At 62.4% G+C, this 26,419-nt stretch carries 28 protein-coding genes and 1 pseudogene; 22 read left to right on the forward strand and 7 right to left on the reverse strand.

Annotated features, from left to right (window positions below; all coding sequences use genetic code 11):
- Positions 1-7 precede the first annotated feature (7 nt).
- Together LDL32_RS03055 and LDL32_RS03060 are read right to left on the reverse strand one after the other, a co-directional pair.
- Positions 8-604: a YceI family protein gene (locus LDL32_RS03055; RefSeq protein ID WP_233064435.1), complete on the reverse strand. Its 597-nt coding sequence runs from the start codon at positions 602-604 to the stop codon at positions 8-10.
- A gap of 183 nt (positions 605-787) precedes the next feature.
- Positions 788-1,756, reverse strand: a complete 969-nt coding sequence (locus LDL32_RS03060) for a S24 family peptidase (RefSeq protein WP_233064436.1) — start codon at positions 1,754-1,756, stop codon at positions 788-790.
- Between the two features lie 468 nt (positions 1,757-2,224).
- Between LDL32_RS03060 and LDL32_RS03065 the strand changes: the two genes are divergently transcribed.
- Complete coding sequence (locus tag LDL32_RS03065) at positions 2,225-3,457, forward strand: MFS transporter (protein ID WP_233064437.1); 1,233 nt, start codon at positions 2,225-2,227, stop codon at positions 3,455-3,457.
- 6 nt (positions 3,458-3,463) lie between these two features.
- Here LDL32_RS03065 and LDL32_RS03070 read toward each other — a convergent pair whose 3' ends face one another.
- A complete protein-coding gene (locus LDL32_RS03070) occupies positions 3,464-4,618 on the reverse strand; it encodes an acyltransferase (RefSeq protein ID WP_233064438.1) in 1,155 nt (384 codons plus the stop codon).
- A 725-nt stretch (positions 4,619-5,343) separates the two neighbouring features.
- Here LDL32_RS03070 and LDL32_RS03075 point away from each other — a divergent pair.
- From LDL32_RS03075 to LDL32_RS03095, 5 genes are all read left to right on the forward strand, one after another.
- A complete protein-coding gene (locus LDL32_RS03075) occupies positions 5,344-5,913 on the forward strand; it encodes a DUF6456 domain-containing protein (RefSeq protein WP_233064439.1) in 570 nt (189 codons plus the stop codon).
- A 70-nt stretch (positions 5,914-5,983) separates the two neighbouring features.
- A complete protein-coding gene (locus LDL32_RS03080; protein ID WP_233064440.1) occupies positions 5,984-7,108 on the forward strand; it encodes a DMT family transporter in 1,125 nt (374 codons plus the stop codon).
- 78 nt (positions 7,109-7,186) lie between these two features.
- The gene (locus tag LDL32_RS03085) at positions 7,187-8,251 is read left to right on the forward strand and encodes a hypothetical protein (RefSeq protein WP_233064441.1); all 1,065 of its coding nucleotides are present in this window, start codon (positions 7,187-7,189) and stop codon (positions 8,249-8,251) included.
- Between the two features lie 508 nt (positions 8,252-8,759).
- A complete protein-coding gene (locus LDL32_RS03090; RefSeq protein WP_233064442.1) occupies positions 8,760-9,155 on the forward strand; it encodes a terminase small subunit in 396 nt (131 codons plus the stop codon).
- Positions 9,139-10,452: a phage terminase large subunit gene (locus LDL32_RS03095; protein ID WP_233064444.1), complete on the forward strand. Its 1,314-nt coding sequence runs from the start codon at positions 9,139-9,141 to the stop codon at positions 10,450-10,452. Before LDL32_RS03090 ends, LDL32_RS03095 begins: the two co-directional genes overlap by 17 nt.
- A gap of 80 nt (positions 10,453-10,532) precedes the next feature.
- Here the strand turns inward: LDL32_RS03095 and LDL32_RS03100 are convergent, their stop codons facing one another.
- Positions 10,533-11,195, reverse strand: a complete 663-nt coding sequence (locus LDL32_RS03100) for a DUF2726 domain-containing protein (RefSeq protein WP_233064446.1) — start codon at positions 11,193-11,195, stop codon at positions 10,533-10,535.
- A gap of 141 nt (positions 11,196-11,336) precedes the next feature.
- On the opposite strand from LDL32_RS03100, the gene LDL32_RS03105 reads away from it, so the two are divergent.
- Together LDL32_RS03105 and LDL32_RS03110 are read left to right on the forward strand one after the other, a co-directional pair.
- Positions 11,337-12,749 (forward strand): portal protein, encoded by a 1,413-nt coding sequence (locus LDL32_RS03105; protein WP_370636742.1) that lies wholly within the window; start codon positions 11,337-11,339, stop codon positions 12,747-12,749.
- Between the two features lie 27 nt (positions 12,750-12,776).
- A complete protein-coding gene (locus LDL32_RS03110) occupies positions 12,777-13,274 on the forward strand; it encodes a phage scaffolding protein (RefSeq protein WP_233064448.1) in 498 nt (165 codons plus the stop codon).
- Between the two features lie 6 nt (positions 13,275-13,280).
- Here LDL32_RS03110 and LDL32_RS03115 read toward each other — a convergent pair.
- Positions 13,281-13,514 (reverse strand): annotated as a pseudogene (locus LDL32_RS03115) (IS5/IS1182 family transposase); the annotation flags it as partial.
- A 670-nt stretch (positions 13,515-14,184) separates the two neighbouring features.
- On the opposite strand from LDL32_RS03115, the gene LDL32_RS03120 reads away from it, so the two are divergent.
- The 9 genes from LDL32_RS03120 to LDL32_RS03160 all read left to right on the forward strand — a co-directional run bounded on the left by LDL32_RS03120 (position 14,185) and on the right by LDL32_RS03160 (position 21,151).
- A complete protein-coding gene (locus LDL32_RS03120) occupies positions 14,185-15,537 on the forward strand; it encodes a DUF4043 domain-containing protein (protein WP_233064449.1) in 1,353 nt (450 codons plus the stop codon).
- A 79-nt stretch (positions 15,538-15,616) separates the two neighbouring features.
- Complete coding sequence (locus LDL32_RS03125) at positions 15,617-16,219, forward strand: hypothetical protein (RefSeq protein ID WP_233064450.1); 603 nt, start codon at positions 15,617-15,619, stop codon at positions 16,217-16,219.
- On the forward strand, positions 16,219-16,869 hold the full coding sequence (locus LDL32_RS03130; RefSeq protein WP_233064451.1) for a hypothetical protein: 651 nt from the start codon (positions 16,219-16,221) through the stop codon (positions 16,867-16,869). The genes LDL32_RS03125 and LDL32_RS03130 overlap by 1 nt, the downstream gene beginning before the upstream one ends.
- Before the next feature lie 120 nt (positions 16,870-16,989).
- On the forward strand, positions 16,990-17,850 hold the full coding sequence (locus LDL32_RS03135) for a hypothetical protein (RefSeq protein WP_233064452.1): 861 nt from the start codon (positions 16,990-16,992) through the stop codon (positions 17,848-17,850).
- A gap of 164 nt (positions 17,851-18,014) precedes the next feature.
- Positions 18,015-19,496, forward strand: a complete 1,482-nt coding sequence (locus LDL32_RS03140) for a phage tail protein (protein ID WP_233064453.1) — start codon at positions 18,015-18,017, stop codon at positions 19,494-19,496.
- Positions 19,497-19,567: 71 nt separating this feature from the next.
- Entirely contained in the window at positions 19,568-19,999 is a 432-nt protein-coding gene (locus tag LDL32_RS03145) for a hypothetical protein (RefSeq protein WP_233064454.1), read from the forward strand.
- Between the two features lie 16 nt (positions 20,000-20,015).
- On the forward strand, positions 20,016-20,327 hold the full coding sequence (locus LDL32_RS03150; RefSeq protein ID WP_233064456.1) for a hypothetical protein: 312 nt from the start codon (positions 20,016-20,018) through the stop codon (positions 20,325-20,327).
- Between the two features lie 14 nt (positions 20,328-20,341).
- Positions 20,342-20,500 carry a hypothetical protein gene (locus LDL32_RS03155; RefSeq protein ID WP_233064457.1) on the forward strand — a complete coding sequence of 53 codons (159 nt, stop codon included), beginning with the start codon at positions 20,342-20,344 and terminating at the stop codon, positions 20,498-20,500.
- A 147-nt stretch (positions 20,501-20,647) separates the two neighbouring features.
- Positions 20,648-21,151: a hypothetical protein gene (locus tag LDL32_RS03160; RefSeq protein WP_233064458.1), complete on the forward strand. Its 504-nt coding sequence runs from the start codon at positions 20,648-20,650 to the stop codon at positions 21,149-21,151.
- A gap of 571 nt (positions 21,152-21,722) precedes the next feature.
- On the opposite strand, the gene LDL32_RS03165 is transcribed toward LDL32_RS03160, so the two are convergent.
- Positions 21,723-22,559, reverse strand: a complete 837-nt coding sequence (locus tag LDL32_RS03165) for an IS5 family transposase (RefSeq protein WP_233064459.1) — start codon at positions 22,557-22,559, stop codon at positions 21,723-21,725.
- A 30-nt stretch (positions 22,560-22,589) separates the two neighbouring features.
- The gene (locus tag LDL32_RS03170) at positions 22,590-22,739 is read right to left on the reverse strand and encodes a hypothetical protein (protein WP_233064460.1); all 150 of its coding nucleotides are present in this window, start codon (positions 22,737-22,739) and stop codon (positions 22,590-22,592) included.
- A gap of 136 nt (positions 22,740-22,875) precedes the next feature.
- Between LDL32_RS03170 and LDL32_RS03175 the strand changes: the two genes are divergently transcribed.
- The 5 genes from LDL32_RS03175 (at position 22,876) to LDL32_RS03195 (ending at position 26,380) form a co-directional block, all read left to right on the forward strand.
- On the forward strand, positions 22,876-23,796 hold the full coding sequence (locus LDL32_RS03175) for a hypothetical protein (protein ID WP_233064461.1): 921 nt from the start codon (positions 22,876-22,878) through the stop codon (positions 23,794-23,796).
- A 9-nt stretch (positions 23,797-23,805) separates the two neighbouring features.
- On the forward strand, positions 23,806-24,015 hold the full coding sequence (locus LDL32_RS03180) for a hypothetical protein (RefSeq protein ID WP_233064462.1): 210 nt from the start codon (positions 23,806-23,808) through the stop codon (positions 24,013-24,015).
- Entirely contained in the window at positions 24,012-25,169 is a 1,158-nt protein-coding gene (locus LDL32_RS03185) for a hypothetical protein (RefSeq protein ID WP_233064463.1), read from the forward strand. The genes LDL32_RS03180 and LDL32_RS03185 overlap by 4 nt, the downstream gene beginning before the upstream one ends.
- Positions 25,162-25,839 carry a phage baseplate assembly protein V gene (locus tag LDL32_RS03190; protein WP_233064465.1) on the forward strand — a complete coding sequence of 226 codons (678 nt, stop codon included), beginning with the start codon at positions 25,162-25,164 and terminating at the stop codon, positions 25,837-25,839. The genes LDL32_RS03185 and LDL32_RS03190 overlap by 8 nt, the downstream gene beginning before the upstream one ends.
- A gap of 178 nt (positions 25,840-26,017) precedes the next feature.
- Complete coding sequence (locus LDL32_RS03195; RefSeq protein ID WP_233064467.1) at positions 26,018-26,380, forward strand: phage tail protein; 363 nt, start codon at positions 26,018-26,020, stop codon at positions 26,378-26,380.
- Positions 26,381-26,419 lie beyond the last annotated feature (39 nt).

The following is a 26,419-nucleotide window of genomic DNA, read 5'->3' on the forward strand; positions in this document are numbered from 1 at the left end:
GTCTGGATTAGCTGGGGGGATTGGGCAGGGTGATGCGCGTTTCCGTGCGCATGCGTGGCTTTACGGTATGCAGCATGGTGGACATACCCCACTGGCGGCCATCAAACGTACCTGTACTGTCCAGCAGGGTCAGCGTGTTGGCGGTAAAGACCATCTGGGTCAGCAGGGTCATGGGATGGGTCTGGCCGCGCATGGTCATATGTCCCGCCATGCGTGACTGAACCTGCCCCCTGACCACGCGGGGGCTGCAGTCACCCACGTAGCGGGCGGTGGGCCAGCGGTCACTGTCCAGCATGTTGCCGGACTTTGCTGCCTGGCGTTCAACCATGGTGTTCATGTGCACGGTGGTGGCGTCCATGGTCAGGTCCACATGGCAGGTCTGGCGCGACAGGTCATAGTCCAGCGTGCCGGATACTTTGCCGAACTGCCCGTCCATGGCCCCGACGATACTGTCGGCATGCAGCAGCACGCTTGTATTGGCGGGGGTCAGGACCAGATGCTGGCTCCCGGCACGGGCGGCGGACGGCAGGGCCACAGGGGCGAGGCTGAGCAGCAGTGCAGCCCAAAGGCCACCACGATGAAGGATGGGGTCTGTATCACTCATGCTGGGTTAACGCATGGCGCCGCAGGGGGTTGTGCAAGCATGGCGGGTCCGGGCAGATGGAGATGACCGACATGCGATCACCCCCTGCCTACGAGCCGAATGCGGCGCCAGTAGGGCGAAAGCCACAGAACAAGAAATATGGATCCGCAGGATCGGTCCTGCCTGCACGGGGTGGGGAACGCGTTACTTCCAGACCCATTTGCCTACGACACGGCCATTGATCACAAGGTCGGACACATCGACTTCATCAGCGGGATAGGTGGGATTCACGCTTATGATGCGGATGCGTGGCGGGCGGGAATTCGGCACGAGCATGAGCTGCTTTATCACGACACCCATGCCGTTCCACAAGACGTACACGCCATCGGGTGAAGGGACGCGATGGCCCGTATCAACCAGCACACGGTCACCTGCAAGGAATTCAGGCTCCATGGAATTGCCTGTGACGCGGATGATGGCAAGCCCCCCGGTATCGGGCAGATAGTTGCGGATGAAGTCACGCGGTATGCGCCATGAATCCAGGGTGGGATGACCCTCGCCCTCGCCACAGGCCGTATGGTCCACGATTGCGCCAGCACCCGCCTGTGGCGATATGTCATATTCATGCACCGTAATTGCACCGTCATCACCATGCAGGGGCATGCTGGCGCGCTCGGCACGGCTTATGCTTTCGTTCAGATCGGTCGCACCGGGCACGATACCGCACAGTGCCCAGACCTCGCTTGCGGCAATGGGGGGGTCACCCCGGTCGGGCAACAGTGCGACAAGTTTGCGTACAAGATCGACCGGAATGAAGTCCTTCTTCAACTTGTTTTCGTAAAACGCATAACTTGAAAACCTGTCGCCCATGCCAAGATCACGCGCCAGGCCGCGCACCGTGTAGCCTGCACGCTCACGCAGCGCCTTCAGTCGGTGGGCGGCGGAACTGGGTGTGTTCGCACCGGGCGCGCGCAGTAGGTCACTGGCGGTGCAGCCCAGTACGGCCGCCACCTTTTCCAGCCGGTCACCGCCGGGGTTGCGCGATTTGCCGCGCAGGATGTCATGCACATATGTTTCGTTCAGGCCCGCCAGTTCGGCCAGCCGTTTCTTGTTGAGCCCGAGCAGCGCCATACGGCGCTCGATCTCGGCTGCGGCAGGGGAGCGTGTATCCATAATGGGAACTGTCCCATAAATCCGTCCGCCAAGGTAGGGGGAATATCCCATTCCTGCATAAAAAATGCAGGAATTATCGCACAAAGGGCCCGCCTGGCCGCACACCGCCCCGATGTGACGGATCGTGTTGCACAGGAATTCCTGGCTGGTCGCGTTACTGGCAGGGCCACGCACCACGTCGCGCCAGCGTTGCGGTGTGGGAAGATTTTCAGATACGCGGCAGACGGTTGACAGTACCGGATCAGGCATGATCGCAGGCAGGCTGAAGGCACCCGATTTCATGTCGGCCCTTGCACGATACACGGAGAATCATGGCCATGAAGCGATCATGAACCAGACGACACGGGACCAGCTGATTAGTGCATATCAGGTTTACGGATTGCGCACGGATAAAAGGTACGAAAATCACTTCCCGAAGCGGCATTATGTGGCTATGGCGCAAACATAATAACGCTTGAGACATCAGCCATGTTCTCCACCCTGTCCCGTTCGGCCAAGATCGGCCTCTGCGTGCTGTGCGCCACCACGTTTACTGCTATTACAAGCGAACTCGCCCCCGTGGGTCTGCTGCTGGAAATGGGCCAGTCCTTTCACATCAATTCCGGGCAGGTGGGCATGGCGGTCAGTGCCTATGCGCTGATCGTGGCACTGATGGCCGTGCCGCTGACCATCCTGACCGCACGTATCGAGCGCAAGCGCCTGCTGCTGGCAGCCCTTGCCGGATATGCGGTGTCAAACATGGTCGGGGCGCTCGCGCCTACTTTCTGGCTGCTCTGCGTGGGGCGTGCCATTGGCGGGGCAGCGCACGCGCTGCTCATGTCCATCATATCGGCCTATGCCGCCCAGCTTGTGCCACGCCGGGTTACGGGGCGGGCGATTTCGTTCGTATTCTGCGGCGCGTCGTTTGGCGCGGTGGCGGGTGTGCCGGCCGCGGCGGCCATCGGTCAGTTCCTTGGCTGGCGGGTGGCGCTGCTTACGGCAGGGGGGCTGGCCGCGATACTCGCGGCGGTGGTGGTGGTGGCGCTGCCCAGTGTCGCAACACCCGCGCGCGGCAGTGGCTTCACGCTGCGCGGCAACAGCCGGGCCGTGCGGAATTTCGGATTGATCATGGGCGTAACCGCCGGATTCTTTTTCGCGCATAACCTTGTCTATACCTATATCGCTCCGGTGCTGCTCGCTCATGGCCTGCCCGAGTCTTCCATCAGCGTTGACCTGCTGGCCATCGGTGTATGCAGCCTTGCAGGACTGTGGGGCGCGGGCCATCTGGTGGATACCAATCCGCGCGCGGGCATGCTGGGGGCGGGGGCGTTGCTGCTGGTGGGGCTGGGGCTGCTGGTGGGCCATGCCGTAAGCGGGGTCGGGGCGATTGCCGCCGGAGCCATCTGGTGCGCGGGCTATGCCGGGGCCATTCCATTCTTCATGTCTGGCGCGATCCGTACGCAGGCCACCACGGCGGATATTGCGGGAGCGGCGGTCAACAGCACCAGCAATGTTGGCATTCTGCTCGGCTCGGCCGTGGGCGGCGGTCTGCTGGCCACGCAGGGGCAGGGCGTGCTGGCCCCCGTGGCCATCGGGATCGGCGCATTCTGCCTGCTGCTGGTCATGGCCAGCCGTAGCGCCTTTCCCCGTCATGTCGTGCATGAAGATGACGAACCCGCCCTGTCCACCGCTACCCCGCTTTCTGCACCTATAGGGGGATGAGGCTGCTCAGGCGGGCAGCACTGGCGGCGGCATGATGGGTGCGACACGCCCTGCCACCAGCCTGCGCGCCAGCCTGTGGCAGGGCCGCTCCACCCATTTGTGCAGCGTCACCCCCAGTGCAAGCATGATACCGATCAGCACAGCCCAGGCCGTCAGGGTGGCAATACTGCCCATCTGCGCAAAGCGGGGAGCGAAATGCCACTCGAATACCTTGAACAGAAAGAAATGCACCATATAGAACGGGAACGAGATTGCTCCCAGCCACAGCGCCGGGCGGCAGCCCAGCAATCTGGCCAGTACGCCGGTGCGGCAGGCAAGCCCGCACAGAAGCCATGCAAAGCCAAAGACCATGATGGGCGAGAGCACTGGCACGATCAGTGTCAGCATTACGAGCAGGGCCCCGCCCGATGTCATGATGATGGCAGCCCGTGCGGACCCGCCCCCTAACATCACCACGCGGCCCAGCGCCATACCTGCCACGAACCCGCCCAGCATGCGTATGCTGCCCATGGGGCCGCTTGGACCATTATAGGCATGATGGGCTGCGGCAAGTACGCCACATTCCGCTGCCAGCGCCACGGCGGCCAGCAGGTGCAGCAGGGACCTGCGGTGTATGCCGGAGAGGCTCCATGTCAGGGCGGGAAACAGGAAATAACCAAGAACTTCCGCGCTGAGCGACCATGATGGTCCATTCCACATGCCCAGTTTGGCCACCGTAAGCGCCTGTAGCAGGAACAGGCTCTGAATGAATCCAGGCCATGAAAAGTCATACTGCCTGTAGGCATATTCCGGTGACGTATAGACCCGCGACCATCGCACGAAATCCGGCTGCATCAGTACGAAGGGCACAATGGCCAGCATGATCAGCACATGCAGCGGCACGACGCGTACCAGACGCAGGATCAGAAAGCGCCGCACCATCATCATGTCACGCGTGGCAAAGTCATTGCCATGAGTAAGCATGAGGATCAGCCCCGACAGGATGAAAAACAGGTCCACTGCGCGAAAGCCATTCACCACCACGCTGGAATGATCCAGCGCGTGCAGGCCGATACTGGCACATAAGGGTGGTAGCAGATGGTGTATCGCCACCCATGCTGCCGCAACCCCGCGAATGCCGGTCAGTGCGGGAATGATAGGCCGGACGAAGGGAGCCGCCACGGCGGGAGGATATGCAGCATCCTGGGAGAGAGGAGGGGCATCAATGGAAGTTTCAACCATTACATCATTTTTTAGCATGACTTGCCTCACGACCAAGTAAATCGTGATTGTTACATACAGTAAATTAATTATTAATTCTCTATTAAAATGCGATTCGCGAACATCTTTTTATCTTATACTTTGTTTTTAAATAAAGGAGCGCATGCCACTCATCGACATGAGTAGCGCATTAAAGACGATGGACCGATGTCCGGGGCAGGACAGCGGAGACAGGTTGCCGTTGTTCAGTGCGGAACGGATGAACCCGGCGGTGGCAACGCCCGGAATGTAAGCAGGATTTCCCGCCCTGCATCACGACTACGTCAGAACATTCAGGACCAGTATGCGCGCGTGCCGGTTCCGCGACATATGCCCGGATTGCGTGCGCTTTGTGTATTTCTGTCCTTCTGTTCCGCAAACCATGCAGCCGGGGACCGTACGGCATGAAAGGCATCATTATGATGCGATCATCTTATCTGCAGGAAAATGCTGGGAAGCAGTGGATGCATGAGGCGCATCGGCACAGGATCTCCCCAGGTCAAACGGGCATTGCAATATTGTTCCCTGTGCACGCAGGGTGGATCACTGGGGCCTGTTCCATTTTCCCCTACCGTAAAGGTAACGCTCCCGCCTGCATGGTTTGGCGATAGTATGATTTTTTCACACAAAATCATGCAAGGCGGTTCATGTCCCGATCAGCTTCCCATACTCCGGCACGCAATGACTTCAGCGAGCGCGCCCGCGTGGCGGCCATACTGCGCGCCGATCGCCGTGCCCGCCTGCTGGCGCGCGACATTGCCGCCGGGCTGAAGCCGGATAGGGGAGCCGATGGTCCCGCCGCCGCCATGCGCAGGGTGGAAACCGCATCCATTGAACTTGCTCCCGGCACCCGTCCGCATACGGTACGCCGGACAAATGATACCTGCGAGCTGGACCGTCTGTTCTACCGCGCGAATGCCGCCCTTACGCCCGCGCAGCATGCTGCGGGAATGCGTTTCCGTGCCGCGTGGCGACGGGCCACGCGTGGTGGCCGGCTGGTGCAGCGCTACACTCCCCATACCGGCAACGGCAGCGCCGGCAGCATGGAAGAGACCGAAGCCAGCGTACACGCCCGTCATGCGGTCGATCAGGCGCTGGCACTGCTCACCCCCGCGCGCGCAAGGGTGGTGTGTGCGGTGTGCGGCATGGACGAACATCCCGGCACCAGCATCCGCACCCTGCATCATGCGCTGGACCTGCTGCATGAAAGGTGGTGAGCCAGACTGCCATGACAGGGCAGGGGAAATGCAATGGCACCCCGTCCTGCGCGTGTGGTAAGGATGTGGCATGAACAAGACCGGTCTGGGCCTCGCGCTGCTCTCCGCCGTGCTGTTTGGTGTCAGCACGCCTTTTGCCAAGCTGCTATTGGGCGGCATGTCGCCCCAGATGGCGGCGGGGCTGCTCTATCTTGGTTCCGGCTTCGGACTTGCGGCAGTGCTTGGCGCACGTACCATGTTCAGGCTGCCCATGCACGATGAAGCGCCGCTGACGCGGCGTGACCTGCCATGGCTGCTGGGGGTTGTTGCCACGGGGGGTATTGGCGGCCCGCTTCTGCTCATGCTTGGCCTTGCGCGCACGGATGCGGCCAGCGCGTCACTGCTGCTGAATGTGGAAAGCATCGCCACCCTGCTTATCGCATGGGTGATTTTTCGTGAAAATGTGGACCGCAGGCTTCTGGTCGGGGCCGTATGCATCATACTGGGTGCCGGTGTGCTGTCATGGCAGGGTCGGGCGGTCCTCTCGCCCGGTGCTCTGTATATCGTGGGCGCATGCCTGTGCTGGGGCATCGACAACAACCTGAGCGGACGGCTCTCGGCAGTGGACCCGGTGCGCATTGCCATGCTCAAGGGGCTGGTGGCAGGCGGCGTGAACATGGGACTTGCCCTTGTTTTCCAGCACGCGGGGCTGCCGGCACCAGCGTTGATGGCAGGCGCCATGACGGTCGGCTTTGCCGGATATGGAATAAGCCTTGTGGCCTTCATGCTCGGGCTGCGCCATCTTGGTGCCGCGCGCACGGGGGCGTATTTTGCCATGGCGCCATATGTGGGGGCTGTCGTTTCACTTATTGTGTTTGGCGTGCAGGATCCGGGCCGTCTTGTGGTGGCGGGCATATTCATGGGCATCGGCCTGTGGCTGCACCTGAGCGAACGCCACGACCACGAACATGTGCATGAGGAAATGGAGCATGTCCATCGCCACGTGCATGATGAACATCACCAGCACCGCCACGCGCATGACGATCCGCCGGGCGAACCGCACACCCACCGCCATGTGCATACCCGTCTGGTGCACAGCCACCCTCATTATCCCGATCTGCATCACCGCCACAGCCATGACCACTGCGATGGACATGACGGCCACGATCATGATGCCCCCCATGCACCCGGGCACACCCATGCGGCCCAGACGTAAAGCCTGCGTCCATGCCCGCATTGACACGTCCGGCAGCCCGAACGTAGCCTGACCGCGCCAAGGAACAGGGATGGCGCAATGGATCTGTACGAGAACTGGAACACGGCGGACCTGCCATACTGGCTGAGCACGCCACAGCAGGACTTTGCGGCCCTTGTAGCGGTCATCCTGCCCCATATCGAGGATCTGCTTGCACGTGATGGCGTATTCGCCCCCTTTGGCGCGACCGTCCCGCTTGCACCTTATATTGCAAAGGTAAACCTGCTGGCCCCACCAGCCCGCGCGGCAAGCGACGTGCAACTGGAGCAGGCGCGCGCCGCCCTGGGCCGGGTACTGGCGGCACAGCCCCAGCGGGCTGCTGCAATCGTTGCAAACTGCACCGTCATCCTGCCCGGCAGAACGGACCCCTCGCAGGCTGCCATCATCATGTGCGCGCATCGCGATGGCACGGCGGAGCATATCGTTCATCCCTACACCATCACCAACGGGAGCGTGACCTTCGGGTCCGCCATTACGACCGAAGGCACGCGCGACATCTTCCCCCCCATCCGCCTGCGTCCCTACATACGCGAAAGCTGTCCTGCGCGCCCGGTTGGCTACAGGGTAGGCGTGTTCCTTATGCACGGGATCGACCGTGCCACGGCGCTGTGCCGCTTCGGGCAGGAGGATACCGGAATGGCGGAGGACGCATGCCCCGCGCCCGCCGCCATTGCCAGCCTGCCTGGTGGGTGGACGGCACTGTGGTGCAATGATGAAGTCCAGACCCGACGCTTTGCCGCAATGTCGGGCCCCTGTTCCACCGATGCCACCATAATTGCCAGTTACATTGACGAACCCGGCTATTACAGCGCCGCCACCGGCTACCACGATGGCGCGCGGATATGGGATGTATCCCACACCGGGCAGACCGGCCCGCATGACCTGCATACAAGCGGTACGCCACCCGTCATACTGGATGAGGTTGTTGCAGCCATGAAAATGGAAGAAGCCCAGAGCGGTTATTCACCTGGCATGATTGATTTCTACTTTGACATACCTGTGGAACTGGTCCGGGCACTGACCGGGTTTCGGTATTGCCAGCAGGATTATGAACATGGACCGGTGATATTCAACAAGATACGCAATATTGCATCGACCGCGTAGGATCGGGAAACGGTTTTGCCTCCATCCGTGGCGGATGCCCGGATGATCATGCTGACTGTAACTTGCCGCCTGCATGATTACCGGCCATGACCTTGTCATGATGAGACAGGTGCACCCGGTGGCTGGTGGACGGTAACGTTACCATACTTCCGTTCCGGAATTACCGTACTACGGTTGCCGATTATCGTTCCCGCCTGCACGGTTTATGCGTATAAAGCCAACATAATGAAAGAGATGTATCCGCCGGAGAACAGGTCTGGGTCCTGCTATCCTTTATCCGGCATTCACACAGATGCATAACGATACTCTTTGCTGCCTGCGTGGTTCGTGGGCATAATCCCATCATAATGATACAGGTGCAGCCACCATGGGGTAGGACAAAATATTGTCCCATTAAATGAGCACCTCTCTATACTACTTTAATTATAAAATTTTTATTTTTAGTTATGGAATAAATCCCTTTCCAGTCCGGAACAGGGTCCGCGTTCGTACTACCCGGAGAGCTTCCATGTCAGAACCCGCAGGCACGGCTGCCCGACGTGGCGCTTACAGTCGCAGGCTGGCCGATGAAATCTGTACCCGTCTGGCCGATGGCCACAGCCTGCGCGCCATCTGCGCAGACCCCACCATGCCGCACCGTGCCACGGTGCTGCGCTGGCTGCACGCCAATCCGGATTTTCGCGTGTTGTACACGACCGCACGAGAAGCTGCGGCGGACACCCTGGCAGAGGAAATCATAGCCATCGCCGACCGTGCTACCGGACGGGACGACGTACCCGCCATAAAACTGCGCATGGAGGCCCGGATGTGGGTTGCAACCCGCCTGCGTGCCGTCCCTGAAAAGCGCGGTGATACGACACCGGGCATAACCATTGCCATTACACCTGATGATACATCCCTTTAGCCTGACCCCCGACCAGCGTCTTGCCAACCGCCTGCTGGGCGGTCACGCCACCCACATCCTGCTGCGTGGCGGCGCGCGATCGGGGAAGACATTCGTGCTGGTGCGTGCCACTATCATCCGCGCGCTCAGGGCCGCAGGGACGCGACATGGCATTTTTCGCCATCGGCTCAATGCATTGCGGGCAACGGTAGTGGCCGATACGTTTCCCGCCGTCATGCGCGCATGTTTTCCCACCGTGCCGTGGGCGCTGTCACGGACTGACTGGACAGTGGACCTCCCCAATGGCTCCACCATCGTATTTGGCGGTCTGGATGATGAGGAACGCACCGAAAAGATACTGGGGCTGGAATTCGCCACCGTCTACCTGAACGAAGCCAGCCAGATCACCTACGGCGCGCGTAACATGCTGCTCACGCGCCTTGCGCAGAAATCACCGCTGGCGCTGAAGGAGTATATCGACGCCAATCCCCCAACCACCAGCCACTGGCTGTACCGCGTGTTTGAGGAAGGGGTGGAGCCCACATCGGGCGCCCCGCTGGAGCGCGCGCGTTACGCCACCATGCAACTCAACCCCGCGGGTAACCGCGCCAACCTCTCGGCTGAATACCTGGCCCAGCTTGAGGCCCTGCCCGAGCGCGAGCGCAGGCGCTTCCTGTGGGGGGAATATCAGCACGCGGTGGAAGGTGCATTGTGGAGGATCGAGGATTTTACCCGCACGACCGCCATTACGCCTGCCACGCAGGCCAGTGTGGCAGTTTCCATGCAACGCATTGTGGTTGCGGTGGACCCGTCTGGCTGTTCGGGGCCGGAGGATGCCCGGTCGGATGAAATCGGCATTGTGGTCTGTGGTGTGGACCATGCGGGGACCGGCCATGTGCTGGCTGACCTGTCACGCCGTGACAGCCCGGCGGGCTGGGCGCGCGCGGCATTGCAGGCGCAGGTGAACTGGGGGGCGGAGCGGATTGTGGCCGAGCATAATTTTGGCGGCGCGCTGGTGGAGGCGACCCTGCGTGGCCTTAACCCCAACGCACCACTGACCATGGTCAGCGCCAGCCGGGGCAAGGCCGCCCGGGCCGAGCCGGTGGCCGCATTATACGAACAGGGACGGGTAACGCATCATGGTGTGTTTGCGGCGCTGGAAGCGCAGTTATGCCAGTTCTCCGCCAGTGGTTATCACGGCGCGCAATCCCCCGACCGGGCGGATGCACTGGTGTGGGCGCTAAGCGCGCTCATGCTGTCGGCCCCACCACCGGCACCGGCGCGATGGGTGCCGACACGGTTCAGTATGGGGCGCTAAGATGGAAAAGTGTCTGGTAAAGCTTTTTGAAAAAAGCTTAAAAACGCTGTTATTTCAAAATAATGGCGGTACCTGAAATTTTATTCCTTTTTATTTTGCACGGCGGTTTCGGCAGGCATATCCGTGAAATATCCCGTCACATCCACCCGCTGCCCTGGTGCAACGTGCAACAGTGTTATGCCAACCTGGGCAAATGCGGCGCTGACCAGTCCGTCACGGTACTGACGTTCCGGGCGGTCGTGGGTACTGTCATCCAGTTCCAGGCCCAGAACCACATGGCCATCACTCGCACGGATCACTACAAAATCCACTGATTTGGAGGCTATCTTGTAAAACGCCTGCCGATTTGCCTGCATGTCGGGCCCGCGTGGTACGATCAGGTCCGCAAGCCTGACCTGCGGGCAGACAAGATAGCCCGTGGCCACCTGCGTCAGCAGATGGCGCAGTACCCGGCATTCCCATGCACTCAGTAGTGGGCGGGGCTGGTATAATCGTACCGCCCAGCTGTAATCCGCCATGGAAACCGGCACGCTGAAACCGGCATCCACCACGTCCGGCACTTCGGGTTCCATCTCCCGCGCCGCTTCGGGCATTGGAGCACGGGCAGGTTGGGTACGGGGCTCTAGCCGCGCGGCCCGGCGGACGGGACGCGGTGCCGCAGGGGCAGGGGCATGCAGTACGCCATAAGCCCCCCAGCCCAGCAGCAGCAGACCCACCATAACTTCCGCAACACCCATCAGCATGGGGCGTACGTGCAGTGCATAAGGATCAGACTCCAGTTAACGGGCGGCAGCCTGTCTAGACCATTACTGGCATTTTTTCACCTGTAAAACAGCATGCCATGCAGCGGCGCGCCCCTTGCCACAACACCGGAGCATTCCATCATGGACTGGCAGGAACTCAGCCATACCTACCCGCGCGACCCGGACCTGCCCGCACGCGCCTGCCGCCTGGCAGCCTTGGGCCGCGTGCTTGATGGTACGCAGTACGATGCCATTCCCAACCCTTTTGGCCGGGAATACAATGGAGCGGGAGAATATATTCCGCTTTCCAACCGCAGGCCATCGGTGCGCACCAATATGTGCCGCGCGGTGGTGGATGATGCGGTCTCGCTCCTGTTCGGGGCCTCGCACTGGCCCGGCCTTGTGGCAACTGATGTGCAGCTACCCACCATACTGGCCCAGTTCGCGACCGAAACGGCACTCCCGGCGCTGATGATGGAGGCTGCAACCCGCGGCTCCATCGGTTCTGCCGCCGTGCTGGCAGAGGCAGTGGACCGCCGCCTGCGCCTGCAGGTGCACGATACCCGCTACCTGACCCCGGTGTGGGACAGTACTGGCGAACTGGCCAGTGTGACGGAGTGCTACAAGGTGACCGGCGCCATGCTGGCGGTACAAGGCTGGCCCATTGGTGCGGATGATGCCATCAGTGTGTTCTGGTGGCTGCGCGTATGGGACCGGGCAAACTGCCATGTTTACGTGCCCCAGCGCGTGGATGCTGGCCTGCCCGGGCGCATTGATGCGACCCGTAGCACCCATCACGGTCTGGGCTTTGTACCCTGGGTATGGATGGCCAATCTGGCCGCCCCGGGCGTGGTGGATGGCCCGTGCACATTTGCCCCGGCCATTGATACGGTAATCGAGTGCGATTATCTGCTCTCCCAATCTGGGCGGGGGCTGAAATACAGTGCCGACCCCCGCCTGGTCATCCGCGCCGGGCCTGATCCATACGCGGATGGCACGCCCGCCAGCAGTGGCGGGGCCGCCACCGCGCTGACCCTCCCGCTGGATGGCGACGCCAAACTGCTGGAAATCAATGGCGATGCCGCAGGGGCCATGCGCGATCATTACCGCGAATTGCGCGCCAGCGTGATGGAACAGATCCACGGCAACCGCGCGCAGGCCGACAGCCTGGCCGCCCCGACATCGGGCCGTGCGATGGAAATGCTCTACCAGCCGCTCTTGTGGCTGACCGACCGCATGCGGCTCTGTTACGGGGAATACGGACTGCTGGCGCTGTACCGCATGGCCTGCCGTTTCTCGCACGTGCTGGCCGGCGGGCTGAGCGTGGGCGGGCAGGATTACGTGGGGTTGGACTGTGCCGGGCTTGCGCTGCAATGGCCGCCCTACTTCCCCGGGACCGAGGGCGAGATTGCCCAGTTGGCCCAAGGGCTGGGGGCGGCCGTGCAGGGTGGCTTCCTGTCGCGGCAGAGTGCCTGCGCCCTGTTTGCCGCGCGCGCAGGCGTGCCCGGGCCGCACGCCGAATGGGCGCGCATCGGTAACGGCAGTCCGGACTGACTTTATTCTTTATTACGGAGTAACAACATGACCGCAAGCGTGCCTCAGTCCCCCAATCCCGAAACCCTGCGCCGCGAGATGGACGCCCTGCGTGCCGAGCGTGATGAAGCCCTTGCCACCCGCACCGCGCTGGAGGCCGATCTTGCGCGTGCCACCGAGCAGGCCAGCACCGCCCGCACCCGCGCCAGCCGCGCCGTGATCCGTGCCGAAGCCCGCGCCATGGCCGCCCGCATGGGGGCGGTGGAACCGGCCGATGTGGTGCGGCTTGTCGATCTTTCTGCCGTGACCCTGACCGAGGACGGCACGCCGCAGGGGCTGGACACCATAATGGAGGCCGCGCGTGAAAGCCGCGCCTACCTGTTCACCCCGCCCCGGCCAGCATCGGGTGCCGACACCGGTACCACCGCATCCGGCCCCGCACCGCGGGCAGGCGACCCCGTCGCGTTCGATGCCCGCACGGCGGGTGCGCGCGATGTGAAAGCCGCCGCCAGCGCGGCGGGCCTGCGCTGGCCGGTCGCAACCTAGAGGGGGTTATGCACCTTGGGTGAGCATAGCTGCATTTCTAGGCATGAAGCACGCGAACGCAATGGCATGGAGACTTGCGAGTGTTGAAGCGTAACGCTCGTAATCTTTGACGAGCCTACGACAGCGTGTTGCCCCGGCAGGTTTCTCGCCGGTATATTCCTGATCGACATAGGCCAGTTCAACGCTCTCGTCCGTCGCATCCTGAATGGTGGCGGCAAGACGTCCCACCTCGGCGCGATCAGGGAAGCAGGAAATCTTTCCATCGTCCGGTAGTAAGCAGGTCATGTCAGAAAACGCGGGGACGCCATACGCGCTATACGTCCGGTTACAACGCGCACAGGGTGGCTGGAAAATCTTTCAGGTCGATGCGGGCACCGAAGACCCGCTTCCTGATTGCAGTTGTGCAATAACGCAAATACTGACAGTCGCAATATTTACCTGCCCGGCAGGCGCCATAATGGGAGAGGCTTGCCCCGCCGAGGTTGCCGCTTTTTATTCATGATGCTGAAATCTGTCAGTACGTGGATGAATAATGGGACAGCAAGTATGTTTGAAAACCAGAGCAGTCGTGGAACTGTACCAGAATAAAAAATGATAGAATTTTTTGGGTGCCGCCTTTTTTCAAAAAGGCGGCGTTCTTTGGAGCGTTCTGAACCAGTAACTTGCTTATGATTGCAAGGTGGACCCGTGAGGCCGACAGGCCCCACGCCTCATAGGCCGCCCTTTGCCCGTTCCGCGTCCGTCATGCCACGCGGAACAGGTAAGGGGCCTGCGGGCGACCAGACGCGCCGCACCCCCTGATTCCTTCACCCGGCTCCTTCATGGCACAGTCCGCCATGGCCGCCCCTGCCGCCGCCAGTGCAGTCCTGCATGGCGGCTTTTTTGCGTTCTTTCAAAGGAAATGAACTTCATGGCCATTGCCAATTTCCCCGCCGCCCTGCAGCCGGTCATCCAGCAGGGGTTCCTCTCGCGCGCGTTTCAGGATGCGCTGCAGTCGCGGCTGGGCTTCCGCTCCATTGCGGACCAGATGGAATTCCCCGCCCGCATCGGCCAGACCATTACCGATACCCGCGCAGGCCTGCTGCCGCCAGCAACCACACCCCTCAACCCCACCGCCAATACCAGCTTCGATAACGGCATGACTCCTGCACAGTGGTCGGTGGAGCAGTACACGCTCACCATCAACCAGTACGGCAACACGATGGACCTCAACCAGGTGACCGAGGGCGTGGGCATTGCCAACCAGTTCCTGGCCAATGCCTCACGCCTTGGCATCAATGCCCGGCAGACGCTGGATCGCCTGGCACGCAACGCACTGTTTGGTGGCGCGCAGAACGGGGTGGGCGGCTATCTGGGCGGCAATACGCGTGTTACCACCACGCTGGGCGCAGCGGGCAGCGTGGTTGCGGTGGATGATATCCGTGGATTCCAGAATATCCTTTCTGACGAAGGGCAGGTGATTTCAGTCGGCACCAGCAACGGCATGACGGTGACCATCGGGGCCGGGTCGTACACGCTGGTGGGCACCACGCCTGACGCCACCAATATCTCCACCGCGCCTGACGGGGTTTCGGGCACGCTCACGCTTTCGGGCAATGTTTCGGTGCCGGATGGCACAGCGGGCAACGCGGTGGTGGCGGCCACCGCCCCGCTGGTGCTGCGCCCCGCCAGCCGCGCCACCACCGCGGCACTTGTATCGGGTGACCTGCTGACAGTGCAGACCATCCTGTCCGCACTGGCCACGCTGCGCGACAACAACGTGCCCACACCAGATGGTGGGGTGTACCACTGCTATCTGGACAATGCGCAGCTTCTGGGACTGTTCCGCGACGCGGACTTCAAGCTGCTCTATCGTGGGCAGTACGGGTCCGACACGTACCAGACCGGCCAGATCTTTGACCTGCTTGGCGTGCGCTTCATTCCCACTACCGAGGCCCCGCAGCAGGCAAGCCTTGGGGCAGGCGCAATCCACCGCGCGATCATCTGCGGGCAGGGCGCACTGATCGAGGGCGATTACGCCAATATCGGCACCCATTACGCCCCGCTGCTTGATGGCGGCGAGCTTACGGATGTGGAAGGCGTTTGCATGATCACCCGGCCGGCACTGGACCGGCTGGCGCAGATCATCGCGCAGTCCTGGTCGTGGATCGGCGGTTTTGCACTGCCGACCGACCTTACCGCCAACACGACGGTCATTCCGACCGCCACCAACAGCTACCTCAAGCGCGGCGTGGTGATCGAAAGCCTGGGCGCGGGCGCGTAACACCCGCGCGCAATACCGGGGTGGGGGCGCTACAGGCTGCCCCCGCCACAGTGGACCAGCATGCACAGCGGGGGCAGACATGACCGATACCACCACCCTGTCCACGGATACGGCAGGGATCACGACCGCAGATGCAGGCACGCCCGGCACCAGCAGCCCGGCAACCGCCGGCACAACCATTGTCACGGCAGCAGCCGGTGCGACAGGAAGCAGCACGACAGGCACGAATACCACAGGCACGGCAACGGTTGGCGCTACAGCCGGGAGCACCGTTCCCGCACTGCCCACCGCCGCCACCATGGCCGATACGGCACTGATGGAGGGCGAACTGGCACAGGCACGGCGCTACATGGGCTACCCTGCGCTGGGCGGACAGGATAGCGGCATGCAGTCCTGGCGGTTTTTCCGTGTCTATGGCTTCAATGAATGGCGGCTGCGCAATCTGGCCCCCACCGAGTGCGCGCAGGCCCGTGCCTTCATTGCCCAGTGCCAGATATTGGAAGGCGCAATCATGGCCGCCACCGCCAGTCTGGATACCGACCGCGCTGCTGTATGGACCCGCAACCGCACGGAAGTAACCGACCGGTTCACACTATATACGCGCTGGCGGGTGCAACTGTGCAACTTTCTGGGCGTGCCACCAGGGCCGGGACTACGCGGGGCGGGGGAGATCATCATCTGATGGACCAGACCACCCTGTGCCATCTGGCGGCAAGGGGATTTGCCCGCGCGGCCAGCCGCATTGGCGCCCCTGCCATACAGTACCGCCCCGTCACGCCCGCAAGCCCCTGCGCCACACCTCATGCACAGGTCATGGCGGCCTTCAGCAATGACCGCGCTTTCGGCTTTGCCGGGCCTGCACTGTGGGATGTGCCCTTTGTCTTTGCACTGCTGGACACGGCAGATGTACTGGCGGGTGACATCGTGATATGTGGCGCAGACACGTATTTCATCGCGCGGGCCGAACCGTTCCGTCCGCCTTTATGCGTGTTATGCAACGCGGTGGTGGCCATCAGCACCACCACGGCCGTCGTGGCGGATGTGGCCAGTCCGGGTGGTTACGCTACATCTGGCGATGTATCGGCGCAGACCACAATCGCCTCGGGCTGGCCAGCAATGATCCGCCCAGGCAGCGGGGCAGGGGTACCGGGGCCGGTACAGCCTGGTACCATCCATACAGGTGGCTACGAGATGTTCCTGCCTGCCATCCCCACCCTAACCCTGCAGCCCGCCATGTGGGTCAGTGACGGGGCAGGCAGTCGCTACACCATTGGCGGGGCACGTGTCAGCCCATGGGGCATGCGCTGCCAACTGGGCCGCCAGCAGGTCTGAGCCAATACCAAATCGTAAAGAATTTTCCGGATGCCGCCTTTTTGAAAAAACAGTCGCCAGAACTTCTGTTCTTTTCTGAATACTTCCCCGCCGGGTCATCAGCACAGGAACCCGACCAGAATGGCCGATATCGCCACAATCTCCACTGCCATCGCCACGGCGCTGGCAACCACCCTGTGCCCCGATGGTACCGCCAGCGGGGCCATAACCGGGCGGCCGCTTATCATCCGCCGGGGTGGGCTGACACAGGCTGATCTGGGCAATGCCGCCCACACCCTGCAGCAGGGATGCGACTTCATCGGCGTAGCCGACCTGCCGGAAAGCTGGACCCGGCTGGATGAACCGCTGGGTCGCCCCTGGCGGCCGGACAGTCAGACCCCCGCCACCGCTACCATCAGCGTAACCGGCACCACCGCCACCGTATCCGTTGCCAGCGGCACTACGCCATCAGGCACGGTGGGGCTGCGTGTGGGCGGACTGGCAGGAATGGCGGGCACGGCGTGCAGCCTGCATGTGGCGGTGGCAGGTGATACGGCTTCCGGTATTGCGGCCCTGCTGGCCGTAGGCCTGCCGGGCGCCCTGGTAACCGGGACCAGCCTGATACTGCCCGCCGGAACCACCGTGCAGGCCATCAATGCCGACACGCGGGCGGCACGGTGTGTGGCACGCAGGCAGCAGCAGATGTTTGTCATAACCGCATGGTCGGCCCTGCCCGAAGCGCGTGACATACTGGGACAGGCCATAAGTGATGCGCTGGCCCTGACTGACTGGCTGACCGATGCACACGGCTCCACCTTCCGCATGGAGGCCCGCGCCACCAGCAACGACGACACGGCCATGAACCGGGGCCTGTTCTCCCGCCCCGCACGCTATCTTGTCACGTTTGATACCGACCTGACCCACACCACCCCCGTCATGCTGGCGGGCGGTGTGGGCATTGGCCCCGCAGTCGTGGCGGGCGACGTGCTGCTTGATAAATAAAAACAGGAGTTTTCGGCTGGTGCCTTTCCGAAAAAAGGCTTCACCAAAACTCTCCTGACAGTTGCAGCCCGTTTTCCAGACCAACTGATCAGACGATCCCTGAACATCCGCCTGACCCGTTTCGCTCAATACGCGCATCCGCGCCCTACAGGGGAAAGACCCGCATGACCATCTACCAGTCCGGCCAGCTGAACACCAACAGCCTGAATGTGCCTGACCTGTATGTACAGATCCTCAAACCGCAGAGCATTGCGCTCAACGGCGTCTCGACCGGGCGGATTGGCCTGGTGGGCACCGCCACATGGGGGCCGGTGGACACGCCGGTCATCGTAAGCACGATGGGGGACTGCCTGTCCGCCTTCGGCCCCAAGCAGGCGCTGGCCAGCGATATCGGCACGGCGGTCAGCATTGCCATCATGCAGGGTGCATCGGACTTCCGCTGCGTGCGCGTGAGCGATGGCACGGATGTGGCCGCCACCGGCACGCTTGACGGCGTTACATTTACGGCGGTCCACACCGGCAGCGCGGGCAATGCAGTCAATGCTGCACTGGCACCCGACCCCATCATCACCACGAACTACACCCTGACCATCAGCCACGCCACCCTGGGCAGCCGCAGCTACCGCGGGACCACATGGACAGTGCTGGCAGCAGCCATAGCGGGGGACAGCACGGCGCTTGTGCGCATTGGCCTGCCTTCTACCGTGCCGGTCCCTGCTGCCGGGTCGGTTACACTGGCGGGGGGCACGGATGGTGCAACACCCACCACTGCGGCCTTTGTCGGAACTGATGGCGTGACCCGTACCGGCCTGTATGCCCTGCGCGGGCAGGGCTGCGCGCTGGGCCTGCTGATGGGGGTGAGCGACAGCACAAGCTGGACCACACAGGCCACCTTTGGCCTGGGGGAAGGAGTTTACATGATCGCCTGCGGCCCCGCAGGCGACGGCATTGCCACGGCGGTGGCTGCCAGGGCTGCCGCCGGGCTGGACAGCTACGCCGTCAAGTTGATGTTTGGTGACTGGCTGTGGTGGGATGATGACACCAACGGCACGATGCTCGTACCGCCGCAGGCCTTTGTCGCGGGCCTGCTGGGTGGGCTGTCGCCCGAGCGCTCCAGCCTGAACAAGGAACTGTACGGCGTAGTGGGCAGCCAGAAGGCGGGGCTGGTCTCGGGCGGGACAAGCCAGACCTATTCCACCGCTGAACTTTCGGCCCTGTTTGCCGCAGGCATCGATGTGATCTGCAACCCGGCCCCCGGCGGCAGCTACTGGGCGGTGCGCGGTGGCATCAATACCTCCAGCGATGATGTGACCGATGATGACAGCTACACCCGCCTGACCAACTACATTGCCGAAACACTGAACGCGGGCATGGGCGCGTTTGTGGGCGAGGTGATCAGCACCACGCTGTTTGGCGATATACGCGCAGTGCTGCTGGGCACGCTGTCCAACATGGCAGGCAACGGCATTCTGGCCAGCGCATCATGGTCAGTGGTGTGTGACGCCACCAACAACCCGCAGGCCGAGACCGCGCTGGGCTACGTACGCGCCGATGTGCAGGTGCGCTACCAGGGCATCAACCGCTTCTTCGTGGTCAACCTGCAGGGTGGGGCAAGCATGACACTCAGCACCGCCACCGCCAGCTAGACCACGCCCACCCCCTTGCGGGCCGCGCCCTGCCTGCGCGGCCCCGTTTTTTTTTCCTGATGGAGCGATGAATGTCTACCAAACCCTTCAATATCGGCCGCGACTGCCGCGTGGTGCTGGTTTATGACGGCAGCCGCATCGATTTGCCCACGGTTACAGGCTTCAACGCCCAGCAGCGCACCCACCAGCTGACCTCCAACCCGCTCAACGACATGCCGCTGTTCTATGACGTGCCGGGGGGCTGGGGCGGGCAGTTCACTTTCCAGCGCGACAGTGCGGGGGCGGATGACCTGTTTGCCGCGATTGAAAGCGGCTTCTGGTCAGCCGGCACGGTGGTGCTGGGCAGCATCTACCAGTACGTGACCGAATGCGATGGCACGCTGAGCACATATGAGTTCATCGGCGCATCCCTGCAACTGTCGGATGCCGGGCGCTACCAGTCCGAAACACTGGTGACACAGACCATCACGTTTACCGCGCGTGCGCGCAACCGTGTATCCTGAGCAGGGGCCTGAATGCATGACGGAACAGACCATAAAGACCGCTGATGGCCGCACGCTCACCTGGCGCGAGCGGGGGCCGGGCGACGTGCTGGCATTGCTGGAATTCGGTCCTGCCAATCCCACCACGGCATGGATGGAATACGCGCTGATGATCAGTTCGGTGGAAGCGATTGATGGCGTGCCCGTGATCCGTCCCGCCTCGCGCGTCCAGCTTGAACAGCTTGCCAACCAGATCGGCAATGCCGGTATTGGCGCACTGTCCGCCGCACTGTTCGGCACGGATGGGGCGGAAGCGGCACGGGCGGAGGAGATGGCGGCAAAAAACTGAGTCGGCATCCCGTTGTGATCGAGGTCGCGGCCCTGGTCAGGAACGGGGTGCCGTGGAGTGTTGCCATGGACATGCCGCGCATGCGGCGCATGGCTTTTTTTGTAGCCTTCGGGGAACTGGCAGGCGGGCGATATGACTGGAATGCGCAACGATGGGAAGAACCCGATAGCTGATCGCTACCGGGCACTGATACACCTTGCCACCTGCCTGCGCGGCGGACCGATCATGCAGGGCGGGAGGGTATTCACACCACCCGGCGGCAGCAGGGGGACGGAGGCCATCGCGGCACTGGGTCGGATATGGAAGCAGGGTGTACGTGCATGCCTGCCAATATACAGGCCCGGCCCGGTTTCCGCGCTCCTGCCGCACGAACGGATGACCGTGCGCATGCCCGTACCGAACAGGGATATGCCGCGTTCTTCATCCATGCCTGCCCTGCCACCCGCACCATCGGCCTCCATGTCGGTCATACCGCCTGCGATGCAACCGGTGGGCATGACCACAGGCGCTGGCGGGGTGATGGCCACACCGCTGCCGTCGCCGGGCATTACCGTTACAGACAGGCTAAAAAGGCAGGCCCTGCCTCTTGTTACCAGCTGGACAAACCGGAATGCACGGTCCAGCCCCATTCTGGTGCCGTATCCACTACCTGCCATGCCCGCTTCGGACCAGATGGCAGCGGGGCAACGCGCATCGGCATCCGGCCTGCCCACATGGCCCGTGCCGCCACCGATGGAACGTGGAATGATGGACATGTCCATGCCTGCTACGGCACGGCAGGATGGATCATGTACGTCCGCTCCCGGACCAGCACAACAGACTGACATGTCATCAACAAGCCCGCCCGGACTGAACCATCCCACCGCCTTGACCACTTTTATCCTGCCAGACCGGCGGCAGGAGACACGAACCGGGCAGCCCGTTCATCCACCGCATTACGCAGCCCTGCAGGCGAATGTGACGGGCAAACGTCCTCACATATTTCAGCAGAGCAGGATGAGGGCGTCCACCAGGTCCATCCAGGACCGCGCCCGGAACAGTCGCAAAGCTGATGGCCTGTCGCCCGTGCCTCAGGGTTACGGCAGGGTGGAGGTGCCACGTGGCATCACGACAGGGGCCGTGTCCATGGTCGCCATGCAGGCCCGGACCATACAGGGAATGGACAGCAGGTCACGTCTTCCAGCTGTGAACGAAAGACGTTGCATCCTGCCCCGGCCATTCCTGCCGCCTCGGGGAACAGGACTGCCAAAGGGGCAGCCGGCAGGCAGGCCTCCCTTCATCCACCCCGGACCTGCCGGAGGCGGGGATAACATCCCCCTTCCATCGGTAAATGGTGAAGGAGGTGGGGCGGTATTGCAGGTTACCATTCCTCTTAGAGCCCGATCCGAAAGTTTTTCAACCCTGACAATGCCTTGCTGTCCGTCGTGTGAGCATTCGGATCGAGGCGATCAATGTCCATGCGGTTGAGGAAGCAATGGATTGTTCCCAATCTTTGGCGAGCCGCCTGCACCGTCCCAGCCATGCGAATGTCCGTTCCACCACCCAGCGACGCGGCAGGATCTGAAAGCCCTTCGTCGTATCGGACCGCCTGATGATTTCGAGGGTCCATTTTCCCATGGCGGCGAGCGCGTTTCGCAATTTGTCGCCAGCATAACCGCCATCAGCAAAGATGTGGCGCAGCCAGGGAAAGCGCCTGCGTATCGCTGCCAGGACATCAACGGCCCCATCACGGTCCTGGATGTCGGCGGCATGAACGAGGAGAAAGATCAGGAAGCCGCAGGTATCCGTCACGATATGGCGCTTGCGGCCCTTGACCTTTTTCCCCGCGTCATAGCCTGAAATCCCGCCACTTTCCGTGGTTTTCACCGACTGGCTGTCAATCACGCCTGCGCTCGGAGAGGCGTCACGCCCCTCGATCTCGCGCAGGCTCATGACCAGCACCGTATTCATGGCCTCGAATACTCCGGCATCACGCCAGGCGTAAAAATAGCGCCTGACGGTCGAGACCGGCGGAAAGCATTTCGGCAGCAGACGCCACGCGCACCCGGCCGAGGCTATGTAGAGCATCGCGTTGACCACCTCGCGCATATCCGTCGTGCGCGGACGACCGCCCCGTTTCGCAGGGGGCACAAATGGCATGATCAAAGTCCACTCCCCGTCCGTCATGTCCGATGGATATCGCAAGCCTTCCCGGCTATACTCGCGCCGGGCAATACCAGTCCATGTCACCATTCACTCCATCTCTTCGCAAAGACGGATGAATCACAACAGGCTGGTATTGTTCAAAAACTTTCGGATCGGGCTCTTACGCTGGACCAGCATGTGCTGGCCCATGCCATGGCCCGGATCGACACCAGTCGTGCCCTGCACGAACATCGCGCCACCGGCACCGCGCCTGATGTCCTGCGTCACACGCAGCTGCCTGGCCGCTCCATAGGGGCGTAGGGCAGGAATGCCCGGAAATTCTACGGGGCCTTGGGGAGGGTAACGGCTTCATCCCGTATGCCGCCGCCATGTGCGGCTTTTTTTCATTATGCCGGGAATCACCATGTCCCTCACACTCATGAATGCCGAGACCGCCATCGGATCGATCGGACGGCTATGGGCGTCCGCACCCGTTACTATTGGCGGGCTGACCCTGACCGGTATGGAAGTGCCCCAGTTCATACGCGATGGCGGCACCCAGCAGGTAGCTGTTCACCGTCTGCCTGGCGGCAATAAAATCGTTGATGCCGTGGGCAACGACCCCGACCGGCTGGAACTGAGCGGCACCTTTGTCGGCCCGACCGCCCTGGCACGGGCGCGTGCACTCAAGCAGATGCGGATCGCGGGCCTGCCGGTAGCCTTCAGCGGGGCCGGACTGTCGCTTATGGTCAGGATTGTCCAGTATGCCTATGACTACCGGCAGAAGGGCGTCGTCATTCCCTATCGACTGGTACTGGAGCAGCCAGCCCTGGCTCCTGCCGCAGGCACTCTTGCATCCGGGCTGTCAGCGCTGGTGGGAACGGACGCAGCCTCCGCCCTGTCCGGCATTACCGCTGCGATAAGCGATGTCTCGACCATTGCTGACAATATCACAGGCCAGCTGTCAACGGTGGTGGGACAGGTAACACCCATTGCCGACATGGCCGGGGCGGGTGGCGTGCTGGCTGGCGTGCAGGACAATCTGGCCGCGGTGGGCGGCCTGTCGGGAGCGGGGGTCAATCTGGCCTCTGCGCCCGAAAGTGCGGCCAGCATGGTATCAGGGCTGGAATCCGCTGGTACCGGGCTGAATACCGCTATCAGCGAAACCGGCATGAATCTTGATTCCATAAGCCCCGGCAATGCGACGGAACTATCCACCCTGACCCAGAACGCGTCTGTGCACAGCGCGTCCGTCACATCCGGGGCGCTGGTCAACCGTGCCTATGCCAACACGCTCTCGGCCACTGGCAGCGTGCAGGACGGCCCGCTGGTAACGGCAAGATAGGAAACAGGCATGGCAACCACGATCAGGGTTACGGCAGCAGACATATCACTCTATCACGTAGCGGCACGATGGCTGGGGGATGCAGCACAGTGGTGGCGCATTGCCCAGCTCAATGGCATGGTGGATCCCGACCTGTCGGGCTTTGCAATGCCGGTGGGTCTCGTGCTGCCAGCGGCTGATGCATCCCTTGGCAGCGGCGTGCCGGGGGTGACCTCATGAGCACGGACATGACCATCACCGCGACGCGTCCCGCCACATGGCGCGCCCCCCGCGCCCGACTGCTGGTAAACGGGGCCGAGAGCACACAGACCGGGCTGGAGCGGTTCACGCTTACCCGCACCCGCTACAGTCGCGCCGACACGCTGGAGATGACGCTGGCGCTGGACCGCACGCAAGCCGGTGCCGGCCTGTGGTTTGACGTGGCTTCTGCCGGCAATGGCATGACGCTGCCCGATATCGACATCCAGCTCCAGATGCGTGACGCGGCACAGGCCGGTACACCGTGGACCACCATGTTCCAGGGCATTGTGGACCACGTGGAATGGAACCCGGCGGAAACGTCGGTACACATCCAGTGCCGCGACTATCTGGCAAGACTGCTGGATATGCGGGTGCTGGATGGCTGGATGAACATGACCGGTGCCGATGTGGTCAGGGCCATGGGCACGGCGGCGGGACTTACGCCCAATGTTGTGATGTCAGACGGCATGGTTGGCCAGTTCTGGCAGGTAGAGCACAAGCGCATGGCGGCAGCAAGCCACGGGCGGTTCCAGACCGCATTCGACCTTGCCAGTGCCCTTGCCATACAGGCCGGGTGCGACCTGTATGCCGACGGCAAGACCCTTGGCTGCACGCCCTATCCCGCAGCCAGCGCCAGCAACACGCACGTTCTGGATTATGTCGATACCAGCCCCACGGCTCCCATCATCATGGGTGCGAGCAATCTGCGCTTTGCCCGTGACTACCAGATTACCAGGGGCGTGAGCGTGCATGTAATGAGCTGGGACAGCCGCCAGCGCACGAAGGTGGATTATTACTGGTCCGCCGCCGGGGGCACGAGCCTGCCCCCGGCAAGCACGGGCACCGTGCACAGCTTCAGCATGCCCGGCGCACGGCTGGATACGCTCAGGGAATATGCCCGGACACGCTACAACCAGATTATGGCGCATGCGCGCACCATCACCGGAACCATTCCCGGGTGCATCACGCTTGCCCCACGGCAGTTCATGCAGGTCAGGGGCACTGGCACGACGTGGGACGGTACGCTGGATGTCGATAGCGTGACCAGCAGCTTTTCATACCAGGGTGGCTTCAGCCAGCACGTCACGCTGCGCCGCCGTGACACCATTACGGAAGAAGACGATAATGGTTGATACCCGCATGCTTGCCGCCAACATGGCCAATGCGCAGGCGCAGCCCGGCCTCGGGCTGGTCAGTGCCGTTGACCCGCTCAATCACGCCGTAAAGGTCACGGCCCAGCCCGCGGGGGTGGAAACCGGCTGGATACCCTATGCCGCCATGCAGGTCGGTACCCTGCGTATCGCCTGTGTGCCCGACATTGGCACGCATGTGCTGCTGGTCCGGCTTGAAGGCGATGGAGAACACGCGGTCTGCGCCTGTCCCGTCTATGATGCCGTGATCTTGCCCCCTGTATCCCCTGCCACCGGCCATGTGGCCCAGCCGGGGGAACTGCTGGTGGTGGCGGGATGCGGTGCCCCCCCGACGGGTGACGATACGACGCCGGGTGCTGTTTCCCGGAACGCGCCATGGTGGCACTTGACCAGAGATACGATCTATAGCGGGGCAGGGAATACGACCGAGACCCTGACCAATGGCTCCAGGGCGTGGAAGGTAGATGGTGTCACAATGACGCTGGACACGAACGGTCTGACCGTTACCGGGGGGCCCATCATTACCGACGGGAACATCACCGCACAGGGCACGGTTACGGGTCAGACCGATGTAAAAGCCGCCGGTATTTCCGGCAAGAGTCATATCCATCCCGTTACTACGGTCCCTGGCGCTACGGAGGCACCACAATGAATCACGACGTCATTCCATTCTGTCGGGTCATGTTTCCCGACCGGCCACCTGACCCGTTGGCCATGCCCGCCTGTCCTGAACATGCGGTCAGGAGGAAGGAGGGCATCGTGACCTGTCGTAGCATGGCAACGGCCACCACGCGGGAGCCGCACGGCTTGCCAAACGCGATGGAGCCGTCATGAGCGCCCTGTCCCACACCATGGGCGGCGACCTTGACCTGTCCGGCACGGGCGGCGTGGCTGTAGTGAGTGGTGCCGAACAGACCCGACAGGCCCTGCTGCGCCGCCTGTGCACCAATGCGGGAACCTATATCTGGCAACCCAATTACGGTGCGGGCCTGCCCGCGCGTGTGGGGAGCGTGATGGACGAAGCGGGTATCCGCGCACTGGTGCTGGAACAGATGCAGGCCGAGGCCGGGGTGAACCAGACCCAGCCCGTCACAGTCACGGTAACCAGCCCCAAGGTCGGGGCCTACCTGCTGGCCATTTCCTACACGGATGCCGCCACCGGGGCGGTGCAGGAACTGACATTGAGCACCTGACAGGCGGTTCTCCGGAGCCGCCTTTTTTTATTGGAGGCC

This window comes from Komagataeibacter sp. FNDCF1 (assembly GCF_021295335.1).
GTDB lineage: Bacteria > Pseudomonadota > Alphaproteobacteria > Acetobacterales > Acetobacteraceae > Komagataeibacter.

What these genes read in the sequence shown, in the direction of transcription:
- LDL32_RS03055 (WP_233064435.1), bottom strand. Translation starts at nt 604, where the DNA reads ATGAGTGATACAGACCCCATCCTTCATCGTGGTGGCCTTTGGGCTGCA.
- LDL32_RS03060 (WP_233064436.1), bottom strand. Translation starts at nt 1,756, where the DNA reads ATGGATACACGCTCCCCTGCCGCAGCCGAGATCGAGCGCCGTATGGCG.
- LDL32_RS03065 (WP_233064437.1), top strand. Translation starts at nt 2,225, where the DNA reads ATGTTCTCCACCCTGTCCCGTTCGGCCAAGATCGGCCTCTGCGTGCTG.
- LDL32_RS03075 (WP_233064439.1), top strand. Translation starts at nt 5,344, where the DNA reads ATGTCCCGATCAGCTTCCCATACTCCGGCACGCAATGACTTCAGCGAG.
- LDL32_RS03080 (WP_233064440.1), top strand. Translation starts at nt 5,984, where the DNA reads ATGAACAAGACCGGTCTGGGCCTCGCGCTGCTCTCCGCCGTGCTGTTT.
- LDL32_RS03085 (WP_233064441.1), top strand. Translation starts at nt 7,187, where the DNA reads ATGGATCTGTACGAGAACTGGAACACGGCGGACCTGCCATACTGGCTG.
- LDL32_RS03090 (WP_233064442.1), top strand. Translation starts at nt 8,760, where the DNA reads ATGTCAGAACCCGCAGGCACGGCTGCCCGACGTGGCGCTTACAGTCGC.
- LDL32_RS03095 (WP_233064444.1), top strand. Translation starts at nt 9,139, where the DNA reads ATGATACATCCCTTTAGCCTGACCCCCGACCAGCGTCTTGCCAACCGC.
- LDL32_RS03100 (WP_233064446.1), bottom strand. Translation starts at nt 11,195, where the DNA reads ATGCTGATGGGTGTTGCGGAAGTTATGGTGGGTCTGCTGCTGCTGGGC.
- LDL32_RS03105 (WP_370636742.1), top strand. Translation starts at nt 11,337, where the DNA reads ATGGACTGGCAGGAACTCAGCCATACCTACCCGCGCGACCCGGACCTG.
- LDL32_RS03110 (WP_233064448.1), top strand. Translation starts at nt 12,777, where the DNA reads ATGACCGCAAGCGTGCCTCAGTCCCCCAATCCCGAAACCCTGCGCCGC.
- LDL32_RS03120 (WP_233064449.1), top strand. Translation starts at nt 14,185, where the DNA reads ATGGCCATTGCCAATTTCCCCGCCGCCCTGCAGCCGGTCATCCAGCAG.
- LDL32_RS03125 (WP_233064450.1), top strand. Translation starts at nt 15,617, where the DNA reads ATGACCGATACCACCACCCTGTCCACGGATACGGCAGGGATCACGACC.
- LDL32_RS03130 (WP_233064451.1), top strand. Translation starts at nt 16,219, where the DNA reads ATGGACCAGACCACCCTGTGCCATCTGGCGGCAAGGGGATTTGCCCGC.
- LDL32_RS03135 (WP_233064452.1), top strand. Translation starts at nt 16,990, where the DNA reads ATGGCCGATATCGCCACAATCTCCACTGCCATCGCCACGGCGCTGGCA.
- LDL32_RS03140 (WP_233064453.1), top strand. Translation starts at nt 18,015, where the DNA reads ATGACCATCTACCAGTCCGGCCAGCTGAACACCAACAGCCTGAATGTG.
- LDL32_RS03145 (WP_233064454.1), top strand. Translation starts at nt 19,568, where the DNA reads ATGTCTACCAAACCCTTCAATATCGGCCGCGACTGCCGCGTGGTGCTG.
- LDL32_RS03150 (WP_233064456.1), top strand. Translation starts at nt 20,016, where the DNA reads ATGACGGAACAGACCATAAAGACCGCTGATGGCCGCACGCTCACCTGG.
- LDL32_RS03160 (WP_233064458.1), top strand. Translation starts at nt 20,648, where the DNA reads ATGCCTGCCAATATACAGGCCCGGCCCGGTTTCCGCGCTCCTGCCGCA.
- LDL32_RS03165 (WP_233064459.1), bottom strand. Translation starts at nt 22,559, where the DNA reads ATGGTGACATGGACTGGTATTGCCCGGCGCGAGTATAGCCGGGAAGGC.
- LDL32_RS03175 (WP_233064461.1), top strand. Translation starts at nt 22,876, where the DNA reads ATGTCCCTCACACTCATGAATGCCGAGACCGCCATCGGATCGATCGGA.
- LDL32_RS03180 (WP_233064462.1), top strand. Translation starts at nt 23,806, where the DNA reads ATGGCAACCACGATCAGGGTTACGGCAGCAGACATATCACTCTATCAC.
- LDL32_RS03185 (WP_233064463.1), top strand. Translation starts at nt 24,012, where the DNA reads ATGAGCACGGACATGACCATCACCGCGACGCGTCCCGCCACATGGCGC.
- LDL32_RS03190 (WP_233064465.1), top strand. Translation starts at nt 25,162, where the DNA reads ATGGTTGATACCCGCATGCTTGCCGCCAACATGGCCAATGCGCAGGCG.
- LDL32_RS03195 (WP_233064467.1), top strand. Translation starts at nt 26,018, where the DNA reads ATGAGCGCCCTGTCCCACACCATGGGCGGCGACCTTGACCTGTCCGGC.